This is a genomic window from Streptomyces sp. NPDC051940 (assembly GCF_040680895.1).
GTDB lineage: Bacteria > Actinomycetota > Actinomycetes > Streptomycetales > Streptomycetaceae > Streptomyces.
In genome coordinates, this window is record NZ_JBFAXR010000003.1 from 175,165 (window position 1) to 201,656 (window position 26,492).

Here is a 26,492-nt window from a genome sequence, read left to right on the forward strand (position 1 = left end):
CGCGTCACTCCGCCGCCGCCTCCTGCGGGGTCAGCAGCGTGCGCAGCCGCGTCGTACGCTCCCGGGCCGGCGTCTGGGCGATCGCCTGGGCCAGCGCGGGGCCGGCGCCGTGGACGACCGAGAGATGCCGCTCACCCCGGCTGAACGCCGTGTACGCCCAGGCCCGGGTGAGCTCCCGGCCCGCGTCACCCGGCACCACGGCCACCGCCGCCGGCCAGCGCCGGCCCGCGGCCTGCTCCGCCGTGAGCGCCCAGGCGTGGCGCACCGTGCGGGGCACCAGGCGGGGGCTGACCACCGGGGCCGAACCGTCCTCGCCGTCCAGCCGCAGACCCTCCTCGTCGGCGCCGCGCACCCGGGCGAGCAGGGTACGGCCGGGACCCGTGCCGTAGAGCACCCGGTCGCCCGGGTCGAAGCCGCCGAACTTGCCCGGGCCGGGGTTCAGCCGCGCCTTCAGGGCCTCGTTGAGCGCGCGGGTGCCCACCGCGCCACCTGGGCCGACGGTGATGACCTGCGTCTGCTCGGCTGGTACGCCCAGGGCGCGCGGCACCGAGTCGGCGACCAGCTGGACCGTGCGCAGCACCGCCTCGTCGGCGTCGCGCACCTGGACGATCACGACCTCCTTGCCGGGGGCGTCGACCTCCGCCAGCTCGCCGATGCCGATGCCGGAGACCAGCTCGCCGATCGGGCCCGGGTCGGGGGTGCGGGAGGCCACCTGGGGGCAGACCTTCGCCGCGGTGAGATCCGCGAACACCCGGCCGGGGCCGGTCGACTGCAGCGCCGCGGGGTCACCGCTGAGGACGAGGCGTACGCCGTCGGGCAGCGCCTCGACAAGCGCCGCGGCGGCCTCCACGTCCAGCTGCGGGGCGTCCAGGACGACCAGCAGGTCGAGCGGCAGCAGGCCCTCCTCGTCCCGTCCCGGGCCCTCGGTGCCGTCCAGCAGTCCGGCCAGGGTCACGGCGGCGGGGTGGAGCCCCGGCGTGCCGCCGTCGGGAGCGCCCGCCGTGTCACCGACGGGTGCGCTGCCGTCGGGTGCACCCAGCAGCGCCGCCGCCTGCTGCCGGCCGGCAGGTGTGTAGGCGGCCGTGTACGCCCGGAGCCCGAGCGTGAGAGCCGCGGCGGTCAGCGCCACGGGCTCGGCGCGGGCCGCGTCGCCGCCGGTGTGCAGCACCAGGCCGTGCTCGGCTGACGCCCGGATCAGCTCGCCCGCCGACGGGCTGGGGGCGGCCACGGCCACGGCCTCCCAGGCCGCCGCCCCGCCGGCCGTCCGGTCGTCCTCCGGACGGAACGTGGTCCGCACCCGGGCCAGTCCGTCCGCGAGGCTCTCCTCGGCGAGGGCGTAGCGGTCGAGGCCCAGCAGGATCCGCGTGGGCGGCTCCTCGCCCTCGGCCGCGGGCTCGCCCAGCACCTCGTGGAAGACCAGCACCGCACCCTCGCCGATGGCGGTGTCCAGCGCGGCCGCGGCGTCCGGCACGGCGTACTGCGCGAGGGCCTTGCCCAGGACGCCGCTCTCCAGCGCGGTGTGTCCCTTGCGCGCGGCCTGCTCCAGCAGCCGGCCCACGAGCGCCAGCGCGCGGCGGGGGTCGTCGGGACCGCAGTCGCCGCCCAGCAGCGCACGGGCGAAGCCGTCGGCGTTGTCGGGCGTGACACCCGGCACGGCCAGCAGCTGCCACGGGTCGGTGCGCAGGACCTCCGCGGCGCCCTCGCCAAGGGTTTCGCCGACGCGTTCGGCGAGCGCCTCGGGGGCGCCGCCCGCGGCGAGCACCTCGCGGATGGCGCCGAGCGCGTCCGCGTCCACGGGCCGCGGCTGCCCGGCCTCCGGGCTGCGCCCGGGCGGGGGCACGGACGGCGCCGCGGACGCCGGGGCCGGGGCACGGCGGGCCGCGGACCTGGGGGCCTCGGCGTAGAACGACCTGGCGGACCGCTCCCCGCTCTCCACGGCCCGCACGGCGGCGAGCAGCTGCGCCGCGTCGCCGCTCAGCGCGGCGCCGGAGTCGATGGGTTCGGTACGACGCGGCTTGCGCTCGGACCCGTCGCCTTCGGCCGCCTGCTCAGGAGTACCGGAGTCTTCGCCCCCGGACCCCGTGAAACTGGGTTGACCTGCTGTCGACGGATCGTCACCGGGACTCGCCACGGCGCCCTCCGCGGCCGTGTCCGGGCCGGATCCGACGTCGACGCCCCCGCCGACGGCCCCCGCAGCCTCCGCCGTGGAAGCCACCGAAGCCTCCTCGCCCCCCGCGTCCGCGGTGTCTGCTGCGTCACTCACAACGTGCTCCAGTCATGATCCGGATATCGGTGCACCGGCGCCGACACATCGTCCAGCGCCCGGCAGATCTCGTCTGGAAGCGTAAGGGCCTCCACTGACAATGCCTCCGCCAGCTGCTCGGCGTTGCGCGCACCGATCACCGGAGCCGTCACCCCGGGTCTGTCCCGCACCCACGCCAGCGCCACCTCCAGCGGTGTGACCGCGAGGCCGTCGGCGGCCGTCGCCACGGCGTCGACGATGCGGCTCGCCGGCTCGTCCAGATACGGGGCCACGAACGGCGCCAGATACTCGACCGCCCCGCGCGAGCCGGGCGGCGTGCCGTCGCGGTACTTGCCCGTGAGCACCCCGCGGCCCAGCGGGGAGGAGGGCAGCACCCCGACGCCGAGGTCCAGGGCGGCCGGCAGCACCTCACGCTCGATGCCGCGCTGCAGCAGTGAGTACTCCAGCTGCGTGCCGGCCAGCCGCGTCCGCCCGCCCGGCGCGGCCAGCTGCCAGGCCGCCGCCTTGGCCAGCTGCCAGCCGCAGAAGTTGCTGACCCCCACATAGCGCGCCCGGCCGCTGCCCACGGCGATGTCCAGGGCCTGCAGCGTCTCGTCCAGCGGTGTCACCGGGTCGTACGCGTGGATCTGCCACAGGTCGACGTAGTCCGTGCCCAGGCGCTCCAGGGAGGCGTCCAGCGCCGCCAGCAGATGTCCGCGCGAGCAGTCGAAGCGCCGGTCCGGGTCGGGCACGCTGCCCGCCTTCGTGGAGATGACCAGGTCCCGCCGCGGCACCAGCTCGCCCAGCAGCCGCCCCAGCAGATACTCCGCGCCGCCGTCCGCGTAGACGTCGGCGGTGTCGACGAGCGTGCCGCCCGCCTCCCAGAACGTCTTGAGCTGGGCGGCGGCATCGCTCTCTCCCGTATCGCGGCCCCAGGTGAGGGTGCCGAGCCCGATACGGGACACGCGAAGGCCGGTACGGCCGAGATGCCTGAGCTCCATGGCCCGTGACATTAGTGGGGCGGACGTGCCGTTCGCGTCCCCCTGTGGATAAACCCCTCCTCCCGGAACGGCGAAGCGGGCGCTAGAGTCCGCCCAGGACGACATTACCCACCAGTAAGGGGATGGCTATGCGGCTCGGGATCAATCTCGGCTACTGGGGCGCCGGCATGGACGCCGACAATCTCGCCGTGGCGAAGGAGGCCGACCGCCTCGGCTACGACGTCTGCTGGGCCGCCGAGGCCTACGGATCCGACGCCGCCACCGTGCTCGCCTGGGTCGGCGCGCAGACCGAGCGGATCGACGTCGGCTCGGCCATCTTCCAGATCCCCGCGCGCACACCCGCGATGACGGCGATGACCGCCGCCACCCTCGACACCCTCACCGGCGGCCGGTTCCGCCTCGGTCTCGGCGTCTCCGGCCCCCAGGTCTCCGAGGGCTGGTACGGCGTGCGCTTCGACAAGCCCCTGGCGCGCACCCGCGAGTACGTCGAGATCATCCGCAAGGCCATGTCCCGCGAGCGCCTGACCCACGAGGGCGAGCACTGGACGCTGCCGCTCCCCGACGGTCCGGGCAAGCCCATCAAGCTGACCGTGCACCCCGTCCGCGAGCGCGTGCCGCTCTACATCGCGGCCATCGGCCCGAAGAACCTGGAGCAGACCGGCGAGATCGCCGACGGCGCCCTGGTCCTGTTCTACTCCCCGGAGCACGCCGAGGAGACCACCCTCTCCCCGCTGCGCACCGGCCGCGCGCTCGCCGGCAAGACGCTGGAGAGCTTCGACGTCGTCCCCACCGTCCCGCTGGCCCTCGGCGACGACCCGAAGGCGCTGGCCGAGATCTTCCGCCCGTACACGGCGCTGTACGTCGGCGGCATGGGCAGCCGCAAGCAGAACTTCTACAACAAGCTCGCCCAGCGCATGGGCTACGAGAAGGAGGCCGCCGAGATCCAGGACAAGTACCTGGCCGGCGACAAGGCCGGGGCCGCGGCCGCCGTCCCGCACGAGCTGATCGACTCCACCTCGCTGCTCGGCCCCGTGGAGCGCATCGCCGACCGGATGCAGGCGTACGCGGACGCCGGGGTCACCACGCTGTCCCTCACCCCCTCCGGCTGGACGCTCGAGGAGCGCCTGGCCGGGCTGCGGGCCGGTGTCGAGGCCCTGGAGCGGGCCGGACTGGCGTAACCGGGGAGCCGGAGAGAGTCTCTGCGGCCGTGGTGGGGGCTCGGGGGTCTTCCCCGCCACGGCCGTCACCCGCCTAACGCCCGCGCGCCCGGATGGTTACGCCCCTGTTGCGGTTCGCCGCTGTGCGTAATTGACTCGAAAGTCGCGGATGTCGTGCTGCGGAGGTGTTCCCGATGCTCTCACCCAGGCTCCTGTACACGGAGATCCTCGACAACGACGAGTCGTTCCGGCTGTTCTGCTCGATCGCCGCCGCCGGCGAGGCCCAGGGCGGCTGGGAGAACGCCAGGATCGCCACCCTGGTGCCGGACTCCTACCGGGAGCTGGCCCCCAAGGTGGCCAGACACGGCGCGGACGAGGACAAACACGGCCGGATCTTCAACGCGCTGATGAAGAAGCGCGGCCTGGAGCCGGTCCCGGTCCCCGGCGAGACCGACTACACGATGCTCCTGGAGGGCATCGGCATCGGCCTCGCGCACGACCAGCTGCGTCGCGACGACCGGCTGTCGGAGCGGGACATCATCGTCTACCTGGCGCACAGCCGGGTCACCGAACAGCGCGCATCGGAGCAGATGCGGATGCTGACGAAGTACTTCGGGGACCACCCCGAGGTGGGCCGCGCGGTCAAGATGATCTCCGCCGACGAGGACAACCATCTGGCCTACTGCAACGAGGAGCTGCTGCGCTTCGCCCAGGCGGGCCACGGCCGCACCATCCAGGAGGTCCTGCGCGAGGCGGCGCTCGCCGAGATCGCGGTCTACCGGGACGTCAGCCATGCGGTGATGGAGCACATGGGCCGGATCCTGAAGTGGCCGAAGGCGAAGTCCGTGCTGCTGTCCGCCGGCATCAACGGCGTGTACGCGTACGAGCGGCTGCTCGGCTGGCGGCGGATGGTCACCCTGAGGATGCCGGAGAAGCTCGACGCCCTCGGCGGCGGCGTACCCCCGGCGGCCACCCAGTCGGCGTAACGCCGGCGGGCGCTACAGCCCCAGCGCTACAGCCACTCCTTACGCTTGAACCAGCGGTACAGCGAGAACACCGCCGAGAACATCACCAGCAGCACCACCGGATAGCTGTACATCCAGTGCAGCTCCGGCATGTGGTCGAAGTTCATCCCGTACACCCCGCCGATCACCGTCGGTACGGCGGCCATGGCGGCGTACGCCGAGATCTTCCGCATGTCGTCGTTCTGCTGGACGCCCATCTGGGCGAGCTGCGCGGAGAGGATGTCGCCGAGCAGCCGGTCGATGCCCTCGACGTGCTCGTTGACGCGGGTGAGATGGTCGCTGACGTCGCGGAAGAACGGCTGCGAGTACTGGTGCACGAAGGGCACGCCGGCGCCCGCCAGCCTGCGCATCGGGTCGGCCAGGGCGCCGGTCGCCCGGCGGAAGTCGAGGGTCTGCCGTTTGAAGCCGTAGATCCTGGCCACCGTGCCGCGGGACCTGCCCGAGCCCGGGTCGAAGACCTCCGCCTCCAGCCCCTCCAGGTCGAGGTGCAGCTCCTCCGCCACGTCGAGGTAGTTGTCGACCACCGCGTCGCAGACGGCGTACATCACGGCGGTCGGCCCGTGCCGGAGCACGTCCGGTGTCCGCTCCATCCGTGAACGCACCGTCCCCAGCGGGTTGGCGGCCCCGTGCCGGACGGTGAGCACGAACGAGTCGCCGACGAACACGGCGATCTCGTAGAGCGTCAGGGTGTCCGACGGCTCGTCGTACAGCACCGGTTTGAGCACCAGGAACAGGCACTCCGGATAGACCTCCAGCTTGGGCCGCTGGTGCGCGGAGACGGCGTCCTCCACGGCGAGGGGGTGCAGGCCCAGCTCGGACGTGATCGCGGCGAACTCCGACTCCTCCGGCTCGAACAGCCCCATCCAGACGAACGCTTCCTCGTCCGCCCGCGCCTCGGCGAGCAGCGTCGCGAAGTCCGCCGCTGACTTCTCCCGCTGCCCGCCCCGGTACAGGGCGCAGTCGACGATCACGCCGTCATTCTTTCCGATCGCTGAACGGGTGTCCTGCCGTACGCTGGCTCGTATGCCCACCCTGCTGCTGATCAGGCATGGCCGTTCGACCGCCAACACCACGGGCGTGCTGGCCGGCCGCGGTCCCGGCGTCGCACTCGACGACCGCGGGCTGGAGCAGGCGGCCGCCCTTCCGGGACGGCTGGCGGGCATCGGTCTGGCGGCGGCCGTGACCAGCCCCCTGCAGCGGTGCCGGGAGACCCTCCGCCCGCTGAGCGCCGCGCTGCCCGCCCTCACCGTGCACACGGAGGAGCGGATCACCGAGTGCGACTACGGCCGGTGGACCGGCCGCAAGCTGGCGGAGCTGGCGGACGACCCGCTGATGGCCACCGTCCAGGCGCACCCCTCCGCCGCCGTCTTCCCGGGCGGCGAGTCGATGCGCGGCATGCAGGCGCGGGCGGTCGACGCGGTACGGGACTGGAACACGCGGATCGCCGACGAGCACGGCCCCGACGCGGTGTACGCCATGTGCTCCCACGGCGACATCATCAAGGCGGTCGTCGCCGACGCCCTGGGGATGCATCTGGACCTCTTCCAGCGCATCGCCGTCGACCCGTGCTCCGTCACCGCCATCCGCTACACGCCCCTGCGGCCCTTCGTGCTGCGTCTGGGGGACACCGGCGACCTCGCCGGGCTGGCGCCCGCGGCGGCACCGGAGCAGGACCCCGGCCGGCAGGGCGCGGCCGACGTCGGCGGCGGCGCGGGGGCACCGTGACGCCGGCCGCGCGACGCGTCCGTGGACGCGCGGCGGCCCCGCAGTAGGGTTGACCCGCAATCGAGTCGAGTTATCGGAGCAGGACGTGCCTCGAGAGGTGTACCTCTATGACCCGCCGGACCGCTTCGTCGCGGGCACGGTGGGCCTGCCCGGGCGCCGGACGTTCTATCTGCAGGCGTCCAGCGGCGGCCGGACCACCAGCGTGGCGCTGGAGAAGACCCAGGTGGAGGCGCTCGCCCAGCGGATGGACGAGCTGCTGGACGAGGTCGTACGCCGGACCGGCGGCAGCGCCGCGGTGCCCGCCGTAGCCCTCACGGAGCTCGCCGACACGGCGCCGCTGGACGCGCCGGTGGAGGAGGAGTTCCGGGTCGGCACCATGGCGCTGGCCTGGGACGGCGAGACCGAGCGGATGGTGGTCGAGGCGCAGGCCCTCGTGGAGCTGGAGGCCGACTCCGAGGAGGATCTGGCGGCCGCCGAGGAGGCGCTGCTGCAGGACGACGAGAACGGCCCTCCGATGCTCCGGGTGCGGATCACCGGGCAGATGGCCCGCGCCTTCGCCAAACGCGCACTGGACGTCGTCAACGCCGGCCGTCCGCCCTGCCCGCTGTGCAGCCTGCCGCTCGACCCGGAGGGACACGTATGCCCGCGCCAGAACGGATACCGCCGCGGCGAGTGACACCGCCGTCGCCGTCCGCCGACGGCGCGGAGGAGCTGCTCACCCGCGGCGAGCTGACCGTGCTGGGCCGTATCCGCGAGTCCTCCAACGCCGCGCTGCTGTGCCGCGCCGAGCTGGACGGACGCTCCGCGCAGTGCGTGTACAAGCCGGTGGCGGGGGAGCGCCCGCTGTGGGACTTCCCCGACGGCACGCTCGCGCAGCGGGAGGTCGCCGCGTACGAGGTCTCGGAGGCCACCGGCTGGCATCTGGTCCCGCCGACCGTGCTGCGCCCGGACGGGCCGTACGGGGCGGGCATGTGCCAGCTGTGGATCGACGTCGCCGGCGACGCGTCCCTGCTGGCCCTCATCGACGCCGAGGAGCCGGGGCCGGGCTGGAAGGCCGTCGGCTTCGCCGAGGTCGGGGACGGGCGGACGGCGCTGCTCGTGCACGCCGACGACGAGCGGCTGCGGCGGCTCGCCGTCCTGGACGCGGTCATCAACAACGCCGACCGCAAGGGCGGCCATCTGCTCCCCACGGACGACGGCCGGCTGTACGCCATCGACCACGGCGTCACGTTCAACGCCGAGGACAAGCTGCGCACCCTGCTGTGGGGCTGGGCGGGCGAACCGCTCACCGCCGAGGCGGTGGCCGCCATGGACGCCCTTACCGCCGCCCTGGCGCCCGGGGAGCCGCTCGCGGACCGGCTGGGCGGACTGATCACCGCCGGCGAGCTGAAGGCGCTGCGGGGCCGCGTCACGGCCCTGCGGGAGACCGGCCGTCACCCCGAGCCGAGCGGGAACTGGCCGGCGATCCCCTGGCCGCCGATCTGAGCCGGTTCCGGAGCCGCCGGCGCGAGCCGGCCCGGGGCCTCCCGACCGGGCGCCGGACGCGCCCCGGCCCGGCCGATCCGAAGATCGGCATCCCGCCGGTGTGAACAGCACTTCCGCCGGTTACGCTCATGGCATGTATGCCTGGCCCGCTTCCGAGGTCCCCGCCCTGCCCGGCAAGGGCCGTGACCTCAGGATCCACGACACCGCGACCGGCGAGCTCGTCACCCTCCGCACGGAGGAGACGGCCCGTCTCTACGTCTGCGGGATCACCCCGTACGACGCCACCCACATCGGTCACGCGGCGACCTACAACGCCTTCGACCTCGTACAGCGTGTGTGGCTCGACAACAAGCGGCAGGTCCACTACGTCCAGAACGTCACCGACGTCGACGACCCGCTGCTGGAGCGGGCCGTGCGCGACGGCGAGGACTGGACGCACCTCGCCGAGCGCGAGACCGCCCTCTTCCGCGAGGACATGACCGCCCTGCGGATGCTGCCCCCGAAGCACTACGTGGGCGCCGTCGAGGCCATACCGCGGATCGTCCCGCTGGTCGAGCGGCTCAGGGACGCCGGCGCGGCGTACGAGCTCGACGGCGACGTGTACTTCTCCGTCGCGTCCGACTCCCACTTCGGCGAGGTCTCCGGGCTCGACGCCGCCGCGATGCGCATGCTCTCCGCCGAGCGCGGCGGCGACCCCGACCGGCCGGGCAAGAAGAACCCCCTCGACCCGATGCTCTGGATGGCCGCCCGCGAGAGCGAGCCGAGCTGGGACGGCGCCTCGCTGGGCCCCGGCCGGCCCGGCTGGCACATCGAGTGCGTCGCCATCGCCCTCGAGCACCTCGGCATGGGCTTCGACATCCAGGGCGGCGGCAGCGACCTGGCGTTCCCGCACCACGAGATGGGCGCCTCGCACGCCCAGGCGCTGACCGGGGAGTACCCCTTCGCCAAGGCGTACGTGCACGCCGGGATGGTGGCGCTGGACGGCGAGAAGATGTCGAAGTCGAAGGGCAACCTCGTCTTCGTCTCGCAGCTGCGCCGTGACGACGTGGACCCGGCGGCGATCCGGCTGGCGCTGCTGTCGCACCACTACCGCGAGGACTGGGAGTGGACAGCGTCCGTCCTGGAGCGGGCGCAGGAGCGCCTCGCCCACTGGCGCGCCGCGGTCTCCCGTCCGGACGGGCCGGCGGCCGAGCCGTTCGTCGAGCAGGTCCGCGACGCGCTCGCCGACGATCTCGACGCCCCCGCCGCGCTGGAGGCGGTCGACCGCTGGGCGGCGCTGCAGCGCGCCGAGGGCGGTTCCGACATGGGCGCCCCGGGTGTGATCTCCCGGGCCGTGGACGCGCTGCTGGGCGTGGCCCTGTAGGTCCGCACATCACCTTCGAGTCGCTCTTGAGTCACGGAATGGGGCGCTCCTCCCGCTGCGGGAGGGGCGCTCATTTCGTTTCGGTCAACTTCGGCATAAGTCGTATACGTGTGCGGTGGGCGTGTGTTGGCCTGTGGGGGTTGTGCAACTCGAGGGAAGGACCACACCGTGGTTGAGCCACTCGCACGTCGCAGACTCCTGGGCACCGCCGCGGCCGTCGGCGGTGCCGCCGCGTTAGGCGTCCTCGGCGCCTCCTCCGCGCGGGCCGGGGAGACCTGGCCCACGGACATCCGGCTCCCCGCCGGCTTCCAGCCGGAGGGCATCGCCATCGGGCCGGGGCCCGTCGCCTACACCGGCTCCCTGCTCGACGGCTCTCTCTACCGGGCCGATCTGGCCACCGGCCGGGGCCGGATCATCACCCACTCCACGGGCGCGATGTCCGTGGGCCTGAAGACCGATCCGTACGGACGGCTGCTCGTCGCGGGCGGGGGAGGCGGCGAGATCCGGATCGTGAACGCCGCCAGCGGCGCGGTCCTGGGCCGCTACCAGGCCGCCACGGGCGCGACCTTCGTCAACGACGCGGTGGTGGCGGACGGCACCGCGTGGTTCACCGACTCGTTCAACGACGTCCTGTACCGGCTGCCGGTCACCCCGCGGGTCCCGCCCGCCTCCGCACTCGGCCGGCTGCCCCTCGGCGGCGACTGGGTGCCCACCCCGCCCGGCGGCGAGTGGTGGGGCGCCAACGGCATCTCCCGCACACCCGACGGCAAGGCGCTGCTGGTGGTCGGGGACCTCGCCGGCGCCCTGTTCCGCGTCGACCCGCGCACCGGGCACGCCACGCGCACCGTCCTCACCGGCGGCGAGCAGCCGTACAACGGCGACGGGCTGCTGCTGCGGGGGCGGACGCTGTACGTCGTCCTCAACTGGAGTTACGCGATCGAGGTGTACCGCCTCAACGACGAGGGGACGGCGGGGAGTTTCGTCCGCCGGATCGAGGACGCGCGCTTCGACGAGCCGACGACCATCGCGGCCTGGGGCGGCCGTCTGTACGCCGTGAACGCGAAGTTCGACTCCGACTGGAGCGATCCGGCGATGTCGTCGGCGATCGTCAGCGTCCCGCTCTGATCTCATTCCACGCACCCGCCGCCCACCTGCCGTGACGCGGCCGCTGCCTCCCCCGGGGCCACGGGGACCGGGGGAGGCAGCCGCGCGGAATCGAACGCCGGGGGTGGGAGATACGTACGGGGGAGTGGAGTTACCGGATTCAGAGCACAGGGAAGGTGGAGTCATGCCGAACCGCATCACGCGCCGCCGGATGCTCGGGGCGGGCGCCGGCCTCGCCGGGGCCGCCGCGCTCGGACCGCTCGCCGGGGCGGCCCGGGCGGGTGAGGGGTTCCCCGACACGATCCGGCTGCCCGACGGCTGGCGGCCGGAGGGCATCACGATCGGGGCGCAGCCGTTCGCGTACTTCGGGTCGCTCGCGGACGGATCGATCTACCGGGCGAGTCTGGCGACCGGCGAGGGCGAGGTCGTCAGCCGGGGCACCGGCGCACCCTCCGTCGGGTTGAAGACCGACGACCTGGGAAGGCTGTTCGTCTGCGGCGGCGGCAGCGGCCAGCTGCGCGTCGTCGACGCCCGCGGCGGCGGGATCCTGCGCACGTACCAGGCCGGCGCAGGGGACACGTTCGTCAACGACGTCATCCTGCACCGGGGCACCGCGTGGTTCACCGACTCGCGCCAGGCGCGGCTGTACTCCCTGCGCCTCGGCGGGCGCGGCGAACTGCCCGACACGTTCGGCACGCTGGCGCTCGGCGGCGACTGGGTGCAGGCGCCGGCGGGCACCAACGCCTCGAACGGCATCACCCGCACCCCCGACGGCAGCGCCCTGCTCGTGGTCAACGGCTTCGCCCGGAGCCTGTTCCGCGTCGACCCGGCGACCGGCGACGCCCGCGTCGTCGACCTCGGCGGCGTCCCGCTGGCCAACGGCGACGGCCTGCTGCTGCTCGGCCGTCGGCTGTACGTCGTGCAGAACCGGCAGAACGCGATCGACGTGTTCGACCTCGACCGCGACGGCACGGCCGGCACGTTCGTGCGCCGGACCACCGACGCGCGCTTCGACGTCCCCACGACGGCCGCCGCGTACGGCGACCGGATCTATCTGCCCAACGCCCGCTTCACGACCACCCCGACGCCCGGCACTACGTACACGGCGGTGGCCGTCCCGATCGGCTGAGCCTCGAGGAACAGGGGGGCCGGATACCGTACGGAGGGGATCCGGCCCCACCGCGTCAGTCCCTACGGAAAGAGGTCCGGCCCCACCGCGTCAGGCCTCGTCGCCGTCCTCGTCCTCGTCCTCGTCCTCATCGTCCGTGTCGCCCCTCGGGACGTCGCCCCCCGCGACATCGCGGAAGTGCGGCGGCGACTGGCCGTCGCGGCGCCGCAGATAGCGCTCGAACTCCTTGGCGATGGCCTCCCCGGACGCCTCCGGCAGCTCCGCCGTGTCGCGGGCCTCCTCCAGCGTCTGGACGTACTCCGCGACCTCGCTGTCCTCCGCCGCCAGCTGGTCCACGCCCAGCTGCCAGGCCCGCGCGTCCTCCGGCAGTTCGCCCAGCGGGACGCGCATGCCCAGCAGGTCCTCCAGCCGGTTCAGCAGCGCCAGCGACGCCTTGGGGTTCGGCGGCTGCGACACGTAGTGGGGGACGGCCGCCCACAGGCTCACCGCCGGCACCCCGGCGTGCGTGCACGCCTCCTGCAGGACGCCGACGATGCCCGTCGGCCCCTCGTACCGCGACTCCTCCAGCTCCAGCGACTGGGCCAGCTCCGCGTCGGAGGTGACGGCGCTGACGGGCACCGGCCGGGTGTGCGGGGTGTCGCCGAGCAGCGCGCCCAGCAGGACGACCAGCTCCACGCCCAGCTCGTGGGCGAAGCCCAGCAGTTCGTTGCAGTACGAGCGCCAGCGCATGCTCGGCTCGATGCCGCGCACCAGCACCAGATCGCGCTGCCGGCCCCGGCCGTCGGCGTCCGGCACCCGGACGAAGGACAGCCGCGTGGTCGGCCAGGTGATCCGGCGGACGCCGCCGTCGAGGGACACGGTGGGCCGGTTCACCTGGAAGTCGTAGTACTCCTCGGCGTCCAGCTCCGCGAAGACCTCGCCCTTCCACTCCCGGTCGAGATGGCCCACGGACATGGAGGCGGCGTCGCCGGCGTCGTTCCAGCCCTCGAAGGCACAGACCATCACCGGGTCTACCAGCTCGGGAACCCCCTCCAGCTCGATCACCCAGCGCCTCCTTCCGTCATGGGCCTCAGCCTAGGGCCTGGCTCGGCGCGCGCGTGCATCGCGCGTCCGACAGGCAAGCCCTACCCTCCATCCGGCCTCGACCCACACGCAAACCGGCCCCAACTGGCGCCGCCAGTCATCGGACGTGTCACAACAACTGACGTCGAACCCCTGGACGTTAGGGAGCCCGCACCGCTATACATCGGATGACTGGAAAAAGATCCGATGTTCTCTCCGGCTGTGCCGATGGGGGTTGCATGAGTCCGCGCATCACCGAGCTCGAGGTCACCGACATCCGTTTCCCCACCTCGTTGCAGCTCGACGGCTCGGACGCGATGAACCCCGATCCGGACTACTCGGCCGCCTACGTGGCCCTGCGCACCGACGACCCCACCGTAGAGGGGTACGGCTTCACGTTCACCATCGGCCGCGGTAACGATGTGGCCGCGGCGGCGATCCGCGCCCTCGCCCCGTACGTCGTGGGCCGCCCCGCCCCGCGCACCGCCGCCGACCTCGGCACCGTCTACCGCGACCTCACCCACGACTCGCAACTGCGCTGGCTCGGCCCCGAGAAGGGCGTGATGCACATGGCCGCCGGCGCGGTCGTCAACGCCGCCTGGGACCTCGCCGCCCGCCGCGCCGGACAGCCCGTCTGGCGGTTCCTCGCGGGCATGAGCCCCGAGGAGCTTGTCGGCCTCGTCGACTTCCGCTACCTCACCGACGCCCTCACCCCCGACGAGGCCCTGGAGATCCTCCGGGCCGCCGAGCCCGGCCGCGCCGAACGCGCCGCCCGCCTCCTCGCCGAGGGCTACCCCGGCTACGCCACCTCGCCCGGCTGGCTCGGCTACGACGATGGCAAGCTCGTACGCCTGGCCAAGGAGGCCGTCACCGACGGCTTCACCCAGATCAAGCTGAAGGTCGGAGCGGACCTCGACGACGACGTCCGCCGGCTGCGCCTGGCCCGCGAGGCCGTCGGCCCCGGCATCCGCATCGCCGTCGACGCCAACCAGCGCTGGGACGTCGCCGAGGCGGTCCGCTGGATGCAGGCGCTGGCGCCCTTCGACCCGTACTGGATCGAGGAGCCCACCAGCCCCGACGACATCCTGGCCCACGCCGCCATCCGCCGCGCCCAGCCCGCCCGCGTCGCCACCGGCGAACACGTGGCGAACCGGGTGATGTTCAAACAGCTCCTGCAGGCCGGCGCCGTCGACGTGGTGCAGATCGACGCGGCCCGCGTCGCCGGCGTCAACGAGAACCTCGCGATCCTCCTGCTCGCCGCCAAGTACGGCGTGCCCGTCTGCCCGCACGCCGGCGGCGTGGGCCTGTGCGAACTCGTCCAGCACCTGGCGATGTTCGACTACGTGGGCGTCTCCGGCGCCTGGGAGGACCGCGCCATCGAGTACGTCGACCACCTCCACGAGCACTTCGAGGACCCGGTCGTGCTGCGCGCCGGCCGCTACCGCGCCCCTGAGGCCCCGGGCTTCTCCGCCCGGATGCTCGAGGACTCCGTCGCGGCCCACCGCTATCCGGACGGCCCCGTCTGGCAGGAGCAGACGCCGTCCGCCGCACCACCCGAAAGGACCGGCGACACCGCACACCGCACCACCAACTGACCGACGACCAGGGACGGGACCCCATGAACCGGAACCGGGCAAGAACCAGAGCCACCGCCGCCTGCGCCATCCTCCTCACCGTCGTCGCGGCCGCCGGCTGCAACCGCGGCAGCGACGACGACGGTAAGGGGGGCACCGCCTCCGGCAAGGTGGGCATCGACACACCGCGCACCGACAGCGACTTCTGGAACTCCTACAACCAGTACCTGAAGAAGGGCGTCGACGACGGCGTCGTCTCCGCGCTGCCCATCACCAACTCGCAGAACGACATCGCCAAGCTCGTCGCCAACGTCCAGACCTTCACCAGCCAGGGCGCCAAGGCCGTCATCATGGCCCCGCAGGACACCGGCGCCATCGCCTCCACCCTGGAGGAGCTGGCCGGCAAGAAGATCCCCGTGGTCTCCGTCGACACCCGCCCCGACCAGGGCGACGTCTACATGGTCGTACGGGCCGACAACCGCGCGTACGGGCAGAAGGCCTGCGAGTACCTCGGCGAGCAGCTGAAGGGCAAGGGCAAGGTCGTCGAGTTCCAGGGCGACCTGGCCTCCATCAACGGCCGCGACCGCTCCGAGGCGTTCAAGGAGTGCATGGACTCCAAGTTCCCGGACATCGAGGTCTTCGAGCTGCCCACGGAGTGGAAGGGCGACGTCGCCTCCGCCAAACTGCAGAGCGTGCTCGCCAAGGAAGGCCACGTCAACGGCATCTACATGCAGGCCGGCGGCGTCTTCCTGCAGCCCACCCTGGCGCTGCTGGAGCAGAAGGGCATGCTCAAGCCCCCGGGCGACCCGGAGCACGTCACGATCATCTCCAACGACGGCATCCCCGAGGAGCTCGCCGCGATCCGCGAGGGCAAGATCGACGCGACCGTCTCCCAGCCCGCCGACCTGTACGCGCAGTACGCCCTGTACTGGGCCGCCGAGGCGCTGAAGGGCACCAAGGTCAAGGAAGGCCCCACCGACCACGGCTCGACGATCATCAAGATCCCCAACGGGTACGAGGACCAGCTCCCCGCCCCGCTGGTGACCAAGGAGAACGTCGACGACCCGAAGCTGTGGGCCAACCAGCTCGAGAAGGGATAAAGACGCCCATGCACGCAGCGGTACGGGCCGAGGGCATCGTCAAGCGCTTCGGCCCGACCCTCGCCCTCGACGGCGTGGGCCTGGCCGTCGCGCCGGGCGAGGCCCACGCCCTCGTGGGCCGCAACGGCGCCGGCAAGTCCACGCTCGTCTCGGTGCTCACCGGCATGCACCGCCCCGACACGGGCGCGGTCACCTTCGGCGGCGAGGAGGCCCCCGCGTACGGGGACACCTCCGCCTGGCGGACCAAGGTGGCCTGCGTCTACCAGAAGTCGATGATCGTCCCCCAGCTGACGGTCGCGGAGAACCTCTACCTGGGCCGCTTCCAGGGCAGCGCGCGTATCAACTGGCGCGAGCTGCGCGCCCGCGCCCGCGATCTGCTGGGGGAGTACGGCGTCGACGTCGACCCGCGCGCCCGCGCGGAGGACCTCGGCGTCGAGCAGCGGCAGTTCGTCGAGATCGCCCGCGCGCTGTCCTTCGGCGCCCGGCTGATCATCCTCGACGAGCCGACCGCGCGCCTCGACGCCGGCGGCATCCGCCGGCTCTTCGCCAAGCTCCGCGAACTGCGGCAGCAGGGCGTGGCGTTCCTGTTCATCTCGCACCATCTGCAGGAGGTGTACGAGCTCTGCGACACCGTCACGGTGTTCCGCGACGCCCGGCACATCCTCACCGCGCCGGTGGCGGAGCTGCCCAAGCAGGACCTGGTGGCGGCGATGACCGGCGAGGGAGCCGTCGCCGACGGCGCCGGACCCGGACTGGCCCGCAGCTCCGCGCCGTCGGACCGCGAGCCCGTCCTGCGCACCGAGGGCCTTGCGCTGGACGGCGTGTACGAGCCGCTGGACCTGGCGGTGCGCCCCGGCGAGGTGCTGGGCCTGGCGGGAGCGGCCGCCAGCGGCAACACCGCGGTCGGCGAGACCCTGGCGGGCATGCGCGCGCCCGGCGCCGGGCGGATCACCGTGACCGGCAGGCCGGTCCGTACCGGCAGCGTGCCGCACGCGCTGGAGGCCGGCATCGGGTACGTGCCCGAGGACCGGCACCGGCAGGGCCTGGTGCCCACCCGGTCCGTCGCCGAGAACGCCACCCTCACGGTCGCCGACCAGCTCGGCCCGCTCGGCACCGTGCTGCCGTCGCGGACCCGGCAGTTCGCCGCCCGGATGATCCGGTCGCTGGACATCAAGACGTCCGGGCCCGGCCAGCAGGTCACCGGGCTGTCCGGCGGCAACCAGCAGAAGGTCGTCATCGCCCGCGCCCTGGCCCGCAACCCCGAGGTGCTGGTCGCGATCAAGCCGACCGCCGGCGTCGACGTGAAGTCCAAGGACGCGCTGCTCGGCGTCGTCCGCGACGTGGCCGACCGGGGCAGCGCCGCGGTCATCGTCTCCGACGAGCTGGACGACCTGCGGGTGTGCGACCGCGTGCTCGCGCTGTTCCACGGGCGGGTGGTCGCCGAGTTCGGCAGCGGGTGGACCGACCGCGAACTCGTCGCCGCGATGGAAGGCATCACGGACGGCATCACGGACGGCGCCTCGGGCGCGTCCCACGACAACGGCTCGACCCCGGAAGGCGACACCTCCCCATGACAGACATACGGCAGGCGGCCCCCGCCGAGGGCCCCGCGGAGGTCCGCGAGGGCAAGCCGGCGCTGAAGATCGGCGGGATGGAGGTGGAGGTGGCGCGCTGGCGCGACTTCTCCCTCGTCCCGGTGATCTTCCTGATCGGCGTCATCGGTTTCATCGTCTCCCCGACGTTCCTCACGGGCGACAACCTCATCGGCGTCGTCCAGGCGACCAGCGAGCTGTCGCTGCTCGTCCTCGGCGAGGCGCTCATCCTCATCTCCGGCCGGATGGACCTCTCCCTGGAGTCCACCATCGGCGTCGCGCCCGTCATCGCCATGTGGCTGGTGCTGCCCGCCGGCGGCCGCTTCGCGGGCATCGACGTCCTCCCGACGTGGATGTCCATTCCCGCGTGCCTCGCGGTGGGGGCGCTGATCGGCGCGTTCATCGGCTTCCTGGTGCTGAAGCTGCGGGTCAACGGCTTCATCGCCACGCTCGGCATGCTGGTGCTGCTGCGCGGCCTGCAGGAGGGCATCTCCGAGGGCCAGTCGATCGTCACCATCCCCGACTCCTTCCGCTACCTGGGCAAGGCCAGCTGGATCGGCGTCCCCGCGTCGGTGTGGATCTGCCTGCTGCTGTTCGCCCTCGGCGGACTGGCGCTCGGCTATCTGCGGCACGGGCGGGCGCTGTACGCGATCGGCGGCAACCCGGAGGCGGCCCGCGCGGCCGGTATCCGGGTGGAGCGGCTGACGTGGCTGGTGTTCATCGTGGCCGCCGTGCTGGCCGCGTTCGCGGGCGTGCTGTACACCGGGCACTACGGGTCGGTGTCCGCCTCGCAGGGCAAGGACTGGATCTTCCAGGTCTTCGCGGCGGCGGTCATCGGCGGCATCAGCCTGCGCGGCGGGCGCGGCACGCTGTTCGGCGCGCTGACGGGTGTGCTCACCCTGCAGCTGGTCAACAACGTGATGACGCTCGGCGGCGTGCCCGCGGTGTGGTTCAAGTTCTTCACCGGCGTCATCATCCTGGTCGCGCTGGTCGTCTCCCGCTACGTCAGCGGCGAGGAACAGGAGTAGGCATGACGGTCGACATCCCGCCGCTCGGACTGGGCTGCGCGAACCTCGGCAACCTCTACCGCCCGATGACGGACGAGGACGCCGGGGCGATCGTCGGGGCGGCGCTCGACGCCGGATACACCTACTTCGACACCGCCCCGCACTACGGCGTGGGCCTGTCCGAGGAACGCCTCGGGCGGGCCCTCGCGGGCCGCGACCGCGCCTCGTACACGCTCTCCACCAAGGTCGGCCGCCGGCTGCGCGACCTCGCCCCCGGGGAGACGGAACCGGCCTGCGACTTCTTCGACGTCCCGGCGCGCGCCCGCGCGTGGGACCTCACCCGCGACGGCATCCGCGCCACGCTGGAGTCCTCGCTGGAGCGCCTGGGCACGGACCGCGTGGACATCGCGTTCATCCACGACCCCGAGAACCACGTCCAGGAGGTCTACGACACGGGCTTCGCGGCCCTCGCGGAGCTCAAGGCGGAGAAGATGGTCGGCGCCATCGGCTTCGGCATGAACTTCAGCGACCATCTGGCCCGTTTCGTCACCGACCTCGACGTGGACGTCGTCATGTGCGCCAGCCGCTGGACGATGCTGGAGCGCACCGCCTTCGACGACCTGCTGCCCGCCGCGGAGCGCCGCGGCACCTCCGTCGTGGTGGCCGGGGTCTACAACACCGGCCTCCTCGCCGACCCCCGGCCGGGTGCCCGGTACGACTACACCGCGGCGCCCGTCGAGCTGGTGAGCCGTGCCCAGCGGATGGCGGAGGTGTGCGCCCGTTTCGACGTACCCCTGAAGGCGGCCGCCCTGCGCTATCCCTTCGCGCACCCGGCGGTCGCGTCGGTGGTCGTGGGGGCGTCGTCGCCGGGGTCGGTGCGGGAGAACGCGGCGCTGGCGCGGCAGGACATCCCCGACGGTCTGTGGACGGCGCTGGTGGAGGAGGGCCTCCTCGACCGGGACCTTCCACTCCCGTCCGGGCCCTGAGTCCCGCACCGCCGTGGCCGGAAGCAGCCGGTGCGCGGGAGGCGGGGGTTGACAGAAGGGCGGCGGCGCACGTTCGTGGTCCGTGGGCCGCGTGGTGCGGCCGCCGCTCGTCACCCGGGAGGGACCGCCCCATGCGCACACCCCTGCTCGCCGCCGCCGTCACCGCCGCCGTGCTGGCGCTCGCACCGTCCGCCGTGGCCGCCTCGTCGTCCGCCGCCGCGCTCGCCACCTGCGCGAGCCGGACCACCGTCTACGCGGGCAACGGCCTGTACTACGACAAGCCCTCCACCGGCTGGCAGAACGGCGGCTACTCCTGCGTGCTGGGCCGCGGCAACACCGGCCTCGGCGTGGAGGCGCTGCAGGACGCCCTCAAGCGCTGCTACGGGCAGAACATCGCCGTCGACGGGATCTACGGCCCCGCCACCGAGCAGGCCGTCCGCAACGCCCAGCACTTCCACAACGTCTACGGCGGCGCGGGCCTCGCCGAGGACGGCGTGTACGGCCCGCGCACCGGAGCCGTGCTGACGTGGCCCAAGTACGACGGGGAGTGGGTGTACGCGACCTGCTGGGGCTGAGCCCCTACAGGGACTTGCGCAGCCACTGCTCCACGCCCGAGATGTGCACCGTCGACCACGACCGGGCGGCCTCCGAGTCCCGTGCCCGCAGGGCGGCGAGGATCGCCCGGTGCTCCAGCAGCGTGCGGCTGACCGCGTCCTCCTGGGTGAGGCCGCGCCAGATGCGGGCCCGGGCCGTCGGGCCGGACAGGCCGTCCAGCAGGGAGGCCAGCACCGAGTTGCCCGACGCCCGCACGATCCGGCGGTGGAACTCCAGATCGCAGCGCACCAGCTCCTCCACCGACGGCGACTCGCCGAGCGCGGTCAGCTCCGCGTCCAGCGCGTCCAGCTCGTCCTCGGCGATCGCGATGCTCGCCAGCGCCGTGGCCGCCGGCTCCAGGATGCGGCGTACGGCCAGCAGCTCCAGCACCGTGTCGTCCCGGTGGAAGTCCACGACGAAGCTCATCGCCTCCAGCAGCAGCTGGGCGTCCAGGGACGTGACGTACGTGCCGTCGCCCTGCCGGACGTCGAGGATCCGGATGAGCGCCAGCGCCCGCACCGCCTCGCGCAGCGAGTTGCGGGACAGGCCCAGTTCGGCGGCCAGCTCGCTCTCCTTGGGCAGCCGGTCGCCCGGCCGCAGTGCCCCGGAGACGATCATCCCCTTGATCTTCTCGATCGCCTCGTCCGTGACCGCCATCGTTGCCCTCCCAGCACGCGCACCAGACATCGGATGTCTCGGTGGGTCACCCATTATGGCCTGTCAACCGCTCCCCAGCCCTCCCGATACGAAGACCAGTCCAGGTCGGTGGCCGCGAAGTCGATGTACGCGGCCGTCCCGAAGCGCTCCCGGTCCCGGTCGGTGCGCGTGAGGCCGAGCCGTACGCCCCGCACGGCCGCCGCGACGGTCTCCGCGAAGGGGTCGTGGCCGAAGGTGTCGTCGTGGAAGAACGGCAGCCCCATCAGCAGGTCCGTGGTCCCGGGCGTCACCTCGAGCGCCAGCCTGGTCTGCTGGGCGACGTAGCCGCCGTACAGGCTCCGCATGGACGTCTTGGTGTCGTACGACATGACGGCGATCTGGTCCACCCGCCGTGCGACCTGCCCGAAGTACTCCTGCGACCACCATTTGGGATGGTTCGCCAGCGCCCCGGCCACCGTGTGCAGCGACGGCAGGGGATCGATCTGGTGCGCCGCCACGGAGAGCACGCCGCCGCGGGCGGCGACGGCCGGGCGGACGTCGTCCAGCAGCGTCAGGAAGTCCTCGTTGCCCAAGTGCATCGGCTCCAGGTCCAGATGGACGCCGTCGAAGCCGGCGTCCAGCACCTGCAGCGCACTGGCCTTGATCGCGCGCCGCGCCGCCGCGTCGGCCAGCCGCAGCCCGCCGCGCTCGCCCTCGCCGTACACGAGCGCGTCCCCGAGATACGCCTGCACCCTGATGCCCGGCAGCTCCCGGCGTACCGCCTCGATCAGCCACCCGGCGCGCGGATACGCCGTCTCGGGCAGCGTGCCGTCGTGCTCCAGCGGACCGGAGTGGACGTACAGATCGCGGATACCGGTCCCCGCCAGCCGCTTCTTCAGCCGCGCCAGGTCCGCCTCCCCGCGTCGCCCGTCCACCCATGCGTGCCCGAGCCAGATCGCGTCCCGCCCGCGCGTCACGGCGTCGGCGGCGGGCTCACCGGCGTAGGCGGCGCGCAGGGCGATGAGGGCGGCGAGCATGGGCAGGGACACGACGACGGCGAAGACGATGACGCAACGCGCCACGAGCGTCCGCCAGTTCCGCGCTCCCCGGGCGGCTGTCAAGGTCATCTCCGGAGCGTACGAGGCGGGCGGCCCGCCGCCCCGGCGCCGAGTGCAACAGCTCCGCCACAAAAGCCGTCCGACGCAAAAGACGGAAGGAGGGCACCGCCCCCGTACGGCCCCTCCTCCCGCCCGTCTGACCGGCCTCAGCCCTCCCGGCGTGCCAGCAGGTCCGCCACCCGCCCCCGTATCTCCGGGGTGTCCAGACCGCGGACCGTCAGCGTCGTACGGCGGCGCAGGACGTCGTCCGGGGTCTGCGCCCATTCGCTGTCGCGGGCGTAGACCACCTGGGCCCAGATCTCCGGGGCGTCCGGGTGGACGCGCTCGCCCAGGGACGGGTCCTCGTTCACCAGGCGGGCGATGTCGAAGGACAGCGAGCCGTAGTGCGTGGCCAGATGGCGGGCCGTCAGCGGGTCCATCCGCTGCCCCGGCTCGTGGTCTACGAGCAGTCGGTGCGCGACCGCGTTCGGGTTCGCGATGCCCGGCAGCGGCGTGCGCCGCACCAGCGACTTCACCGGCTCCATATCGTCCACCAGCGGACTGCCCGGCAGCTTCGCGAGCTTGGTCATGACGACCCGGCCGATGTGCCGGTACGTCGTCCACTTGCCGCCCGCCACCGACAGCATCCCGCCGCGCCCCTCGGTGACGACCGTCTCGCGCTTGGCGGTCTCCACCCCGCCCGGCCCCCCGGGCAGCACCCGCAGGCCCGCGAAGGCGTACGTCATCAGCGACCGGTCGAGGTCCGCCGCCTGCACGGAGAACGCGGCCTCGTCCAGGATCTGCCGGACGTCCGACTCGGTGGCCCGCACGTCCGCCGGGTCGCCCTCGTACTTCTCGTCCGTGGTGCCGAGCAGGAGCATGTCCTCCCACGGCAGGGCGAAGGTGATGCGGTACTTGTCGATCGGCGTGGCCATCGCCGCCGTCCACGGCGACTTGCGCTTGAGCACCAGATGCGCGCCCTTCGACAGCCGGATCGACGGCGCTGCGTGCTTGTCCTCCATCCGGCGCAGGTGATCCACCCACGGCCCCGTGGCGTTCAGCACGACGCGCGCGTCCACGCCGAACTCCGTACCGTCGACGCGGTCGCGCAGCTCCGCGCCGCTGACCCGGCCGCGCGTCATGCGCAGGCCCGTGACCTCGGCGTGGTTGAGGACCACGGCGCCGGACTCGACGGCCGCCCGGACGGTCATCACGGCGACGCGGGAGTCGTTCATCTGGTGGTCGTAGTAGACCGCGACGGCCTTCAGGTCCTCCGTCCGCAGCGCCGGGTTCGCGGCCTGCGCCTTCGCCGGGGAGATCACCTTGCCGACGCCGTCGCCGAACGCGGAGAGCGCCGAGTACGCGAAGACGCCCGCGCCCAGCTTCGCGGCGCCGACCGGGCCGCCCTTGTAGACGGGGAGGTGGAAGGTGAGCGGGTTGACCAGGTGCGGGGCCACGTCCTTGGCCAGGACGCGGCGTTCGTGGTGGTTCTCCGCGACCAGCTTGACCGCGCCGGTCTGCAGATAGCGCAGACCGCCGTGGACGAGCTTGGAGGACGCGGAGGAGGTGGCGCCGGCGAAGTCGCCGGCGTCCACCATCGCCACCCGCAGACCCGACTGCGCGGCGTGCCAGGCCACGGAGGTCCCCAGGATGCCGCCACCGATCACCAGCAGGTCGTAGGTGGCCCTGGCGAGCTGCTCCCGGGTCTGTGCGCGCCCGGCGTTCACGCCGGCAGTAGGGTGCGTGCCCAGCGACGGGGCACTCTGCGGGATGCTCATGTCGTACTACTCCTTGCTGTCTTCCTCGACCCAGCCCATGGTCCGCTCGACGGCCTTGAGCCAGTTCTTGTACTCGCGCTTGCGTGTGTCGTCGTCCATCCGCGGGGTCCACTCCGCGGCCCGGCGCCAGTTCGCGCGCAGCGCGTCGGTGTCCGGCCAGAAGCCGACCGCGAGGCCGGCCGCGTAGGCCGCGCCGAGGCAGGTGGTCTCGGCGACCAGCGGGCGCACCACGGGCGCGTCCAGGAAGTCCGAGAGGTTCTGCATCAGCAGGTTGTTGGAGGTCATGCCGCCGTCGACCTTCAGCGCGGCCAGCTCCACGCCGGAGTCCTTGGTCATCGCGTCGCAGATCTCACGCGTCTGCCAGGCGGTGGCCTCCAGTACGGCGCGGGCGATGTGCGCCTTGGTGACGTAACGGGTCAGACCCGCGATCACGCCGCGCGCGTCGTCGCGCCAGTAGGGGGCGAACAGACCGGAGAACGCCGGTACGAAGTACGCGCCGCCGTTGTCCTCCACGCTGAGCGCGAGGGTCTCGATCTCCGCCGCGGTGGAGATCAGCCCCATCTGGTCGCGCATCCACTGCACCAGCGAGCCGGTGACCGCGATCGAGCCCTCCAGGGCGTAGACCGGGGCCTGGTCGCCGATCCGGTAGCCGACGGTCGTCAGCAGTCCGTTGTACGAGTTGACGATCTGGTCACCGGTGTTCATCAGCAGGAACGTGCCGGTGCCGTACGTCGACTTGGCCTCGCCCTCGGCGTAGCAGGTCTGGCCGAACAGGGCCGCCTGCTGGTCGCCCAGCGCCGAGGCGACCGGGATGCCCTTCAGCGCGCCCGACGCCGCGTGCCCGTACACCTCGGCCGAGGAGCGGATCTCCGGCAGCACCGCGCGCGGCACGCCGATGGAGTCCAGCAGCTTGTCGTCCCAGTCCAGGGAGTGCAGGTTCATCAGCATGGTGCGGGACGCGTTGGTGACGTCCGTGACGTGGACGCCGCCGTCCGTGCCGCCCGTGAGGTTCCAGATGACCCACGAGTCCATGGTGCCGAAGAGGATGTCGCCGGCCTCGGCGCGCTCGCGCAGGCCCTCGACGTTGTCCAGCAGCCAGCGGGCCTTGGGGCCGGCGAAGTACGACGCGAGGGGCAGGCCCGTCTCGCGGCGGAAGCGGTCCTGGCCGACGTTGCGGCCGAGCTCACGGCAGAGCTCCGCGGTGCGGGTGTCCTGCCAGACGATCGCGTTGTGCACCGGCTCGCCGGTGTTCCTGTCCCACAGCACGGTGGTCTCGCGCTGGTTGGTGATGCCGATCGCCTTGACGTCGGCGGAGGTGATGCCGGCCTTGGAGACGGCGCCGTCGACGACCTCCTGGACGTTGGTCCAGATCTCGGTCGCGTCGTGCTCGACCCACCCCGGCCTGGGGAAGATCTGCTCGTGCTCCTTCTGGTCGACGGCGACGATCCGGCCGTCCTTGTCGAAGATGATGCAGCGGGAGGAGGTGGTGCCCTGGTCGATGGCCGCGATGAACGGCCCTGCGCCGTGGGAATGGGTCCCTGCGGTGTGTGAATCGGTCACGGTGGCTGCTCCGAAGGCGTCGTTGGTGTCGGGGTCGGTCTGCTCGCGCGGCGTGCGGCTCACTTGAACGCGACGTTGTAGATGCCGCCGGCGATCAGCGCGCCGACCAGCGGGCCGGCGACCGGGATCCAGGCGTACGACCAGTCGGAGCCGCCCTTGTTGGGCATCGGCAGCAGCGCGTGGGCGATACGGGGGCCGAGGTCGCGGGCCGGGTTGATGGCGTAGCCGGTCGGGCCGCCGAGGGACAGGCCGATGGAGACCACGACGAACGCGGTGATGAGTGCGCCGAGCGTGCCGAGGCCCTTGCCGCTGTCGTTCAGGCCCTGGGTGAGGACCGCGAGGACCAGCACGAGGGTGCCGATGATCTCGGTGGCCAGGTTCTGCCAGGTGTTGCGGATCTCGGGGGCGGTGGAGAAGATCCCGAGCACCGGACCAGGGTCGGTGGACGAGGCGGCCCTGGTGTCCTGCGCGCCGGGTCCGCCGACGACCTCGCGGTCGGTGAGGTGGGCCATGAACTGCCCGTAGTAGGCGATCCACACGAGCACGGCGCCGATGACGGCGCCGACCATCTGGCCCGCTATGTACGTGAAGAAGTCCCCGGCGCTGAGGTCGCCGGTGATGGCTATGCCGACGGTCACCGCGGGGTTGAGGTGCGCGCCGGAGAGGTGGCCGGTCATGTAGACGGCGGTCATGACCGCGAAGCCCCACCCGAAGGCGATGGCGACCCAGCCGGCGTTGAACGCTTTGGACTTCTTGAACGTGACGGCGGCGCAGACGCCGCCGCCGAGAAGTATCAGTACGGCGGTCCCGATGACCTCGCCGAGGAAGATGTCGGAGCTGGACACCCGCGACTCCTTTGTCCTTCGTTCCAGAGGGGCTGTTGTCTTTGGCAAGACAGCGGTCCGCGGATGCCACCCTAACGCAATGCCGTCAGGTGTTCGACAATGCCGACCGACGCTCGGTAGTTTTCCCGCGCGTCACACGAGCGTCAAGGGTTCGTGATGTACGGATCAGGGTTACCTCCGGAAACCCTGTCGACGTGATGGGACCCCGCGCCTCGCGGCGCGCGGCGCCGCGCGCCTCGGCGTCGGTGCGTCCGCCCGCGGGCGGGCCGGCTTGGAGGTCGCCTTTGCGTCGGCTGACGCGGATCGGCGCTGCGCGCCTCGTCCTCAAACGCCGGACGGGCTCGGAGGGGGCCGGTCACGCGGGCGCCTGCGGCGCGGTTCGGCGCTGCGCGCCTCAGTCCTCAAACGCCGGACGGGCTGGGATCGGTGC

The 26,492-nt window shown here is 72.6% G+C and carries 22 protein-coding genes and 1 pseudogene; 14 read left to right on the forward strand and 9 right to left on the reverse strand.

The annotated features are described in order from the left end of the window. Positions 1-4: 4 nt before the first annotated feature. Both AB0M28_RS02800 and AB0M28_RS02805 read right to left on the reverse strand, forming a co-directional pair. Positions 5-2,263, reverse strand: coding sequence for a helix-hairpin-helix domain-containing protein (locus AB0M28_RS02800; protein WP_365396587.1), 2,259 nt, complete (start codon positions 2,261-2,263; stop codon positions 5-7). Next, the gene (locus tag AB0M28_RS02805) at positions 2,260-3,243 is read right to left on the reverse strand and encodes an aldo/keto reductase (protein ID WP_365396590.1); all 984 of its coding nucleotides are present in this window, start codon (positions 3,241-3,243) and stop codon (positions 2,260-2,262) included. Before AB0M28_RS02805 ends, AB0M28_RS02800 begins: the two co-directional genes overlap by 4 nt. Before the next feature lie 128 nt (positions 3,244-3,371). On the opposite strand from AB0M28_RS02805, the gene AB0M28_RS02810 reads away from it, so the two are divergent. Both AB0M28_RS02810 and AB0M28_RS02815 read left to right on the forward strand, forming a co-directional pair. Next, the gene (locus tag AB0M28_RS02810; RefSeq protein ID WP_365396593.1) at positions 3,372-4,421 is read left to right on the forward strand and encodes an LLM class F420-dependent oxidoreductase; all 1,050 of its coding nucleotides are present in this window, start codon (positions 3,372-3,374) and stop codon (positions 4,419-4,421) included. A gap of 173 nt (positions 4,422-4,594) precedes the next feature. Further along, positions 4,595-5,386, forward strand: a complete 792-nt coding sequence (locus tag AB0M28_RS02815; protein WP_365396596.1) for a ferritin-like domain-containing protein — start codon at positions 4,595-4,597, stop codon at positions 5,384-5,386. Between the two features lie 26 nt (positions 5,387-5,412). Here the strand turns inward: AB0M28_RS02815 and AB0M28_RS02820 are convergent, their stop codons facing one another. After that, positions 5,413-6,396, reverse strand: coding sequence for a magnesium and cobalt transport protein CorA (locus AB0M28_RS02820; RefSeq protein ID WP_365396599.1), 984 nt, complete (start codon positions 6,394-6,396; stop codon positions 5,413-5,415). A gap of 52 nt (positions 6,397-6,448) precedes the next feature. Between AB0M28_RS02820 and AB0M28_RS02825 the strand changes: the two genes are divergently transcribed. The 6 genes from AB0M28_RS02825 to AB0M28_RS02850 all read left to right on the forward strand — a co-directional run bounded on the left by AB0M28_RS02825 (position 6,449) and on the right by AB0M28_RS02850 (position 12,231). Beyond that, positions 6,449-7,150 (forward strand): histidine phosphatase family protein, encoded by a 702-nt coding sequence (locus AB0M28_RS02825; RefSeq protein ID WP_365396602.1) that lies wholly within the window; start codon positions 6,449-6,451, stop codon positions 7,148-7,150. An 85-nt stretch (positions 7,151-7,235) separates the two neighbouring features. After that, positions 7,236-7,826 carry a DUF3090 domain-containing protein gene (locus tag AB0M28_RS02830; protein ID WP_365396604.1) on the forward strand — a complete coding sequence of 197 codons (591 nt, stop codon included), beginning with the start codon at positions 7,236-7,238 and terminating at the stop codon, positions 7,824-7,826. Further along, entirely contained in the window at positions 7,790-8,635 is an 846-nt protein-coding gene (locus tag AB0M28_RS02835; protein WP_365396607.1) for an SCO1664 family protein, read from the forward strand. Before AB0M28_RS02830 ends, AB0M28_RS02835 begins: the two co-directional genes overlap by 37 nt. Before the next feature lie 133 nt (positions 8,636-8,768). After that, positions 8,769-9,998: a cysteine--1-D-myo-inosityl 2-amino-2-deoxy-alpha-D-glucopyranoside ligase gene (gene mshC, locus AB0M28_RS02840; RefSeq protein ID WP_365396610.1), complete on the forward strand. Its 1,230-nt coding sequence runs from the start codon at positions 8,769-8,771 to the stop codon at positions 9,996-9,998. 168 nt (positions 9,999-10,166) lie between these two features. Then, positions 10,167-11,123, forward strand: a complete 957-nt coding sequence (locus AB0M28_RS02845) for a superoxide dismutase (protein WP_365396613.1) — start codon at positions 10,167-10,169, stop codon at positions 11,121-11,123. A 163-nt stretch (positions 11,124-11,286) separates the two neighbouring features. Then, the gene (locus tag AB0M28_RS02850; RefSeq protein WP_365396616.1) at positions 11,287-12,231 is read left to right on the forward strand and encodes a superoxide dismutase; all 945 of its coding nucleotides are present in this window, start codon (positions 11,287-11,289) and stop codon (positions 12,229-12,231) included. Between the two features lie 192 nt (positions 12,232-12,423). On the opposite strand, the pseudogene AB0M28_RS02855 reads toward AB0M28_RS02850, so the two are convergent. Next, positions 12,424-13,275 (reverse strand): annotated as a pseudogene (locus AB0M28_RS02855) (PAC2 family protein); the annotation flags it as partial. A 257-nt stretch (positions 13,276-13,532) separates the two neighbouring features. Here AB0M28_RS02855 and AB0M28_RS02860 point away from each other — a divergent pair. The 6 genes from AB0M28_RS02860 to AB0M28_RS02885 all read left to right on the forward strand — a co-directional run bounded on the left by AB0M28_RS02860 (position 13,533) and on the right by AB0M28_RS02885 (position 20,127). Beyond that, on the forward strand, positions 13,533-14,888 hold the full coding sequence (locus AB0M28_RS02860; protein ID WP_365396619.1) for an enolase C-terminal domain-like protein: 1,356 nt from the start codon (positions 13,533-13,535) through the stop codon (positions 14,886-14,888). Between the two features lie 23 nt (positions 14,889-14,911). Continuing rightward, the gene (locus tag AB0M28_RS02865) at positions 14,912-15,967 is read left to right on the forward strand and encodes a sugar ABC transporter substrate-binding protein (protein WP_365396621.1); all 1,056 of its coding nucleotides are present in this window, start codon (positions 14,912-14,914) and stop codon (positions 15,965-15,967) included. Between the two features lie 8 nt (positions 15,968-15,975). Next, a complete protein-coding gene (locus tag AB0M28_RS02870; RefSeq protein WP_365396624.1) occupies positions 15,976-17,541 on the forward strand; it encodes a sugar ABC transporter ATP-binding protein in 1,566 nt (521 codons plus the stop codon). A 77-nt stretch (positions 17,542-17,618) separates the two neighbouring features. Next, positions 17,619-18,587 carry an ABC transporter permease gene (locus AB0M28_RS02875; RefSeq protein ID WP_365396662.1) on the forward strand — a complete coding sequence of 323 codons (969 nt, stop codon included), beginning with the start codon at positions 17,619-17,621 and terminating at the stop codon, positions 18,585-18,587. Positions 18,588-18,589: 2 nt separating this feature from the next. Continuing rightward, positions 18,590-19,552, forward strand: a complete 963-nt coding sequence (locus AB0M28_RS02880; protein WP_365396627.1) for an aldo/keto reductase — start codon at positions 18,590-18,592, stop codon at positions 19,550-19,552. Positions 19,553-19,683: 131 nt separating this feature from the next. After that, positions 19,684-20,127 carry a peptidoglycan-binding domain-containing protein gene (locus AB0M28_RS02885; protein ID WP_365396630.1) on the forward strand — a complete coding sequence of 148 codons (444 nt, stop codon included), beginning with the start codon at positions 19,684-19,686 and terminating at the stop codon, positions 20,125-20,127. Positions 20,128-20,131: 4 nt separating this feature from the next. On the opposite strand, the gene AB0M28_RS02890 is transcribed toward AB0M28_RS02885, so the two are convergent. The 5 genes from AB0M28_RS02890 to AB0M28_RS02910 all read right to left on the reverse strand — a co-directional run bounded on the left by AB0M28_RS02890 (position 20,132) and on the right by AB0M28_RS02910 (position 26,062). Next, positions 20,132-20,803, reverse strand: coding sequence for a FadR/GntR family transcriptional regulator (locus AB0M28_RS02890; RefSeq protein ID WP_365396635.1), 672 nt, complete (start codon positions 20,801-20,803; stop codon positions 20,132-20,134). Positions 20,804-20,856: 53 nt separating this feature from the next. Then, on the reverse strand, positions 20,857-21,819 hold the full coding sequence (locus AB0M28_RS02895; RefSeq protein ID WP_365396665.1) for a hypothetical protein: 963 nt from the start codon (positions 21,817-21,819) through the stop codon (positions 20,857-20,859). 227 nt (positions 21,820-22,046) lie between these two features. Beyond that, positions 22,047-23,657, reverse strand: coding sequence for a glycerol-3-phosphate dehydrogenase/oxidase (locus AB0M28_RS02900; RefSeq protein ID WP_365396638.1), 1,611 nt, complete (start codon positions 23,655-23,657; stop codon positions 22,047-22,049). A 6-nt stretch (positions 23,658-23,663) separates the two neighbouring features. Beyond that, positions 23,664-25,217, reverse strand: a complete 1,554-nt coding sequence (glpK, locus tag AB0M28_RS02905; RefSeq protein ID WP_365396668.1) for a glycerol kinase GlpK — start codon at positions 25,215-25,217, stop codon at positions 23,664-23,666. 59 nt (positions 25,218-25,276) lie between these two features. Beyond that, positions 25,277-26,062, reverse strand: a complete 786-nt coding sequence (locus AB0M28_RS02910; RefSeq protein WP_365396641.1) for an MIP/aquaporin family protein — start codon at positions 26,060-26,062, stop codon at positions 25,277-25,279. Positions 26,063-26,492: the final 430 nt, after the last annotated feature.

What these genes read in the sequence shown, in the direction of transcription:
- mshC (WP_365396610.1), top strand. Translation starts at nt 8,769, where the DNA reads ATGTATGCCTGGCCCGCTTCCGAGGTCCCCGCCCTGCCCGGCAAGGGC.
- AB0M28_RS02885 (WP_365396630.1), top strand. Translation starts at nt 19,684, where the DNA reads ATGCGCACACCCCTGCTCGCCGCCGCCGTCACCGCCGCCGTGCTGGCG.
- AB0M28_RS02865 (WP_365396621.1), top strand. Translation starts at nt 14,912, where the DNA reads ATGAACCGGAACCGGGCAAGAACCAGAGCCACCGCCGCCTGCGCCATC.
- AB0M28_RS02890 (WP_365396635.1), bottom strand. Translation starts at nt 20,803, where the DNA reads ATGGCGGTCACGGACGAGGCGATCGAGAAGATCAAGGGGATGATCGTC.
- AB0M28_RS02835 (WP_365396607.1), top strand. Translation starts at nt 7,790, where the DNA reads ATGCCCGCGCCAGAACGGATACCGCCGCGGCGAGTGACACCGCCGTCG.
- AB0M28_RS02860 (WP_365396619.1), top strand. Translation starts at nt 13,533, where the DNA reads ATGAGTCCGCGCATCACCGAGCTCGAGGTCACCGACATCCGTTTCCCC.
- AB0M28_RS02900 (WP_365396638.1), bottom strand. Translation starts at nt 23,657, where the DNA reads ATGAGCATCCCGCAGAGTGCCCCGTCGCTGGGCACGCACCCTACTGCC.
- AB0M28_RS02815 (WP_365396596.1), top strand. Translation starts at nt 4,595, where the DNA reads ATGCTCTCACCCAGGCTCCTGTACACGGAGATCCTCGACAACGACGAG.
- AB0M28_RS02810 (WP_365396593.1), top strand. Translation starts at nt 3,372, where the DNA reads ATGCGGCTCGGGATCAATCTCGGCTACTGGGGCGCCGGCATGGACGCC.
- AB0M28_RS02825 (WP_365396602.1), top strand. Translation starts at nt 6,449, where the DNA reads ATGCCCACCCTGCTGCTGATCAGGCATGGCCGTTCGACCGCCAACACC.
- AB0M28_RS02805 (WP_365396590.1), bottom strand. Translation starts at nt 3,243, where the DNA reads ATGGAGCTCAGGCATCTCGGCCGTACCGGCCTTCGCGTGTCCCGTATC.
- AB0M28_RS02870 (WP_365396624.1), top strand. Translation starts at nt 15,976, where the DNA reads ATGCACGCAGCGGTACGGGCCGAGGGCATCGTCAAGCGCTTCGGCCCG.
- AB0M28_RS02880 (WP_365396627.1), top strand. Translation starts at nt 18,590, where the DNA reads ATGACGGTCGACATCCCGCCGCTCGGACTGGGCTGCGCGAACCTCGGC.
- AB0M28_RS02875 (WP_365396662.1), top strand. Translation starts at nt 17,619, where the DNA reads ATGGAGGTGGAGGTGGCGCGCTGGCGCGACTTCTCCCTCGTCCCGGTG.
- AB0M28_RS02895 (WP_365396665.1), bottom strand. Translation starts at nt 21,819, where the DNA reads ATGCTCGCCGCCCTCATCGCCCTGCGCGCCGCCTACGCCGGTGAGCCC.
- AB0M28_RS02850 (WP_365396616.1), top strand. Translation starts at nt 11,287, where the DNA reads ATGCCGAACCGCATCACGCGCCGCCGGATGCTCGGGGCGGGCGCCGGC.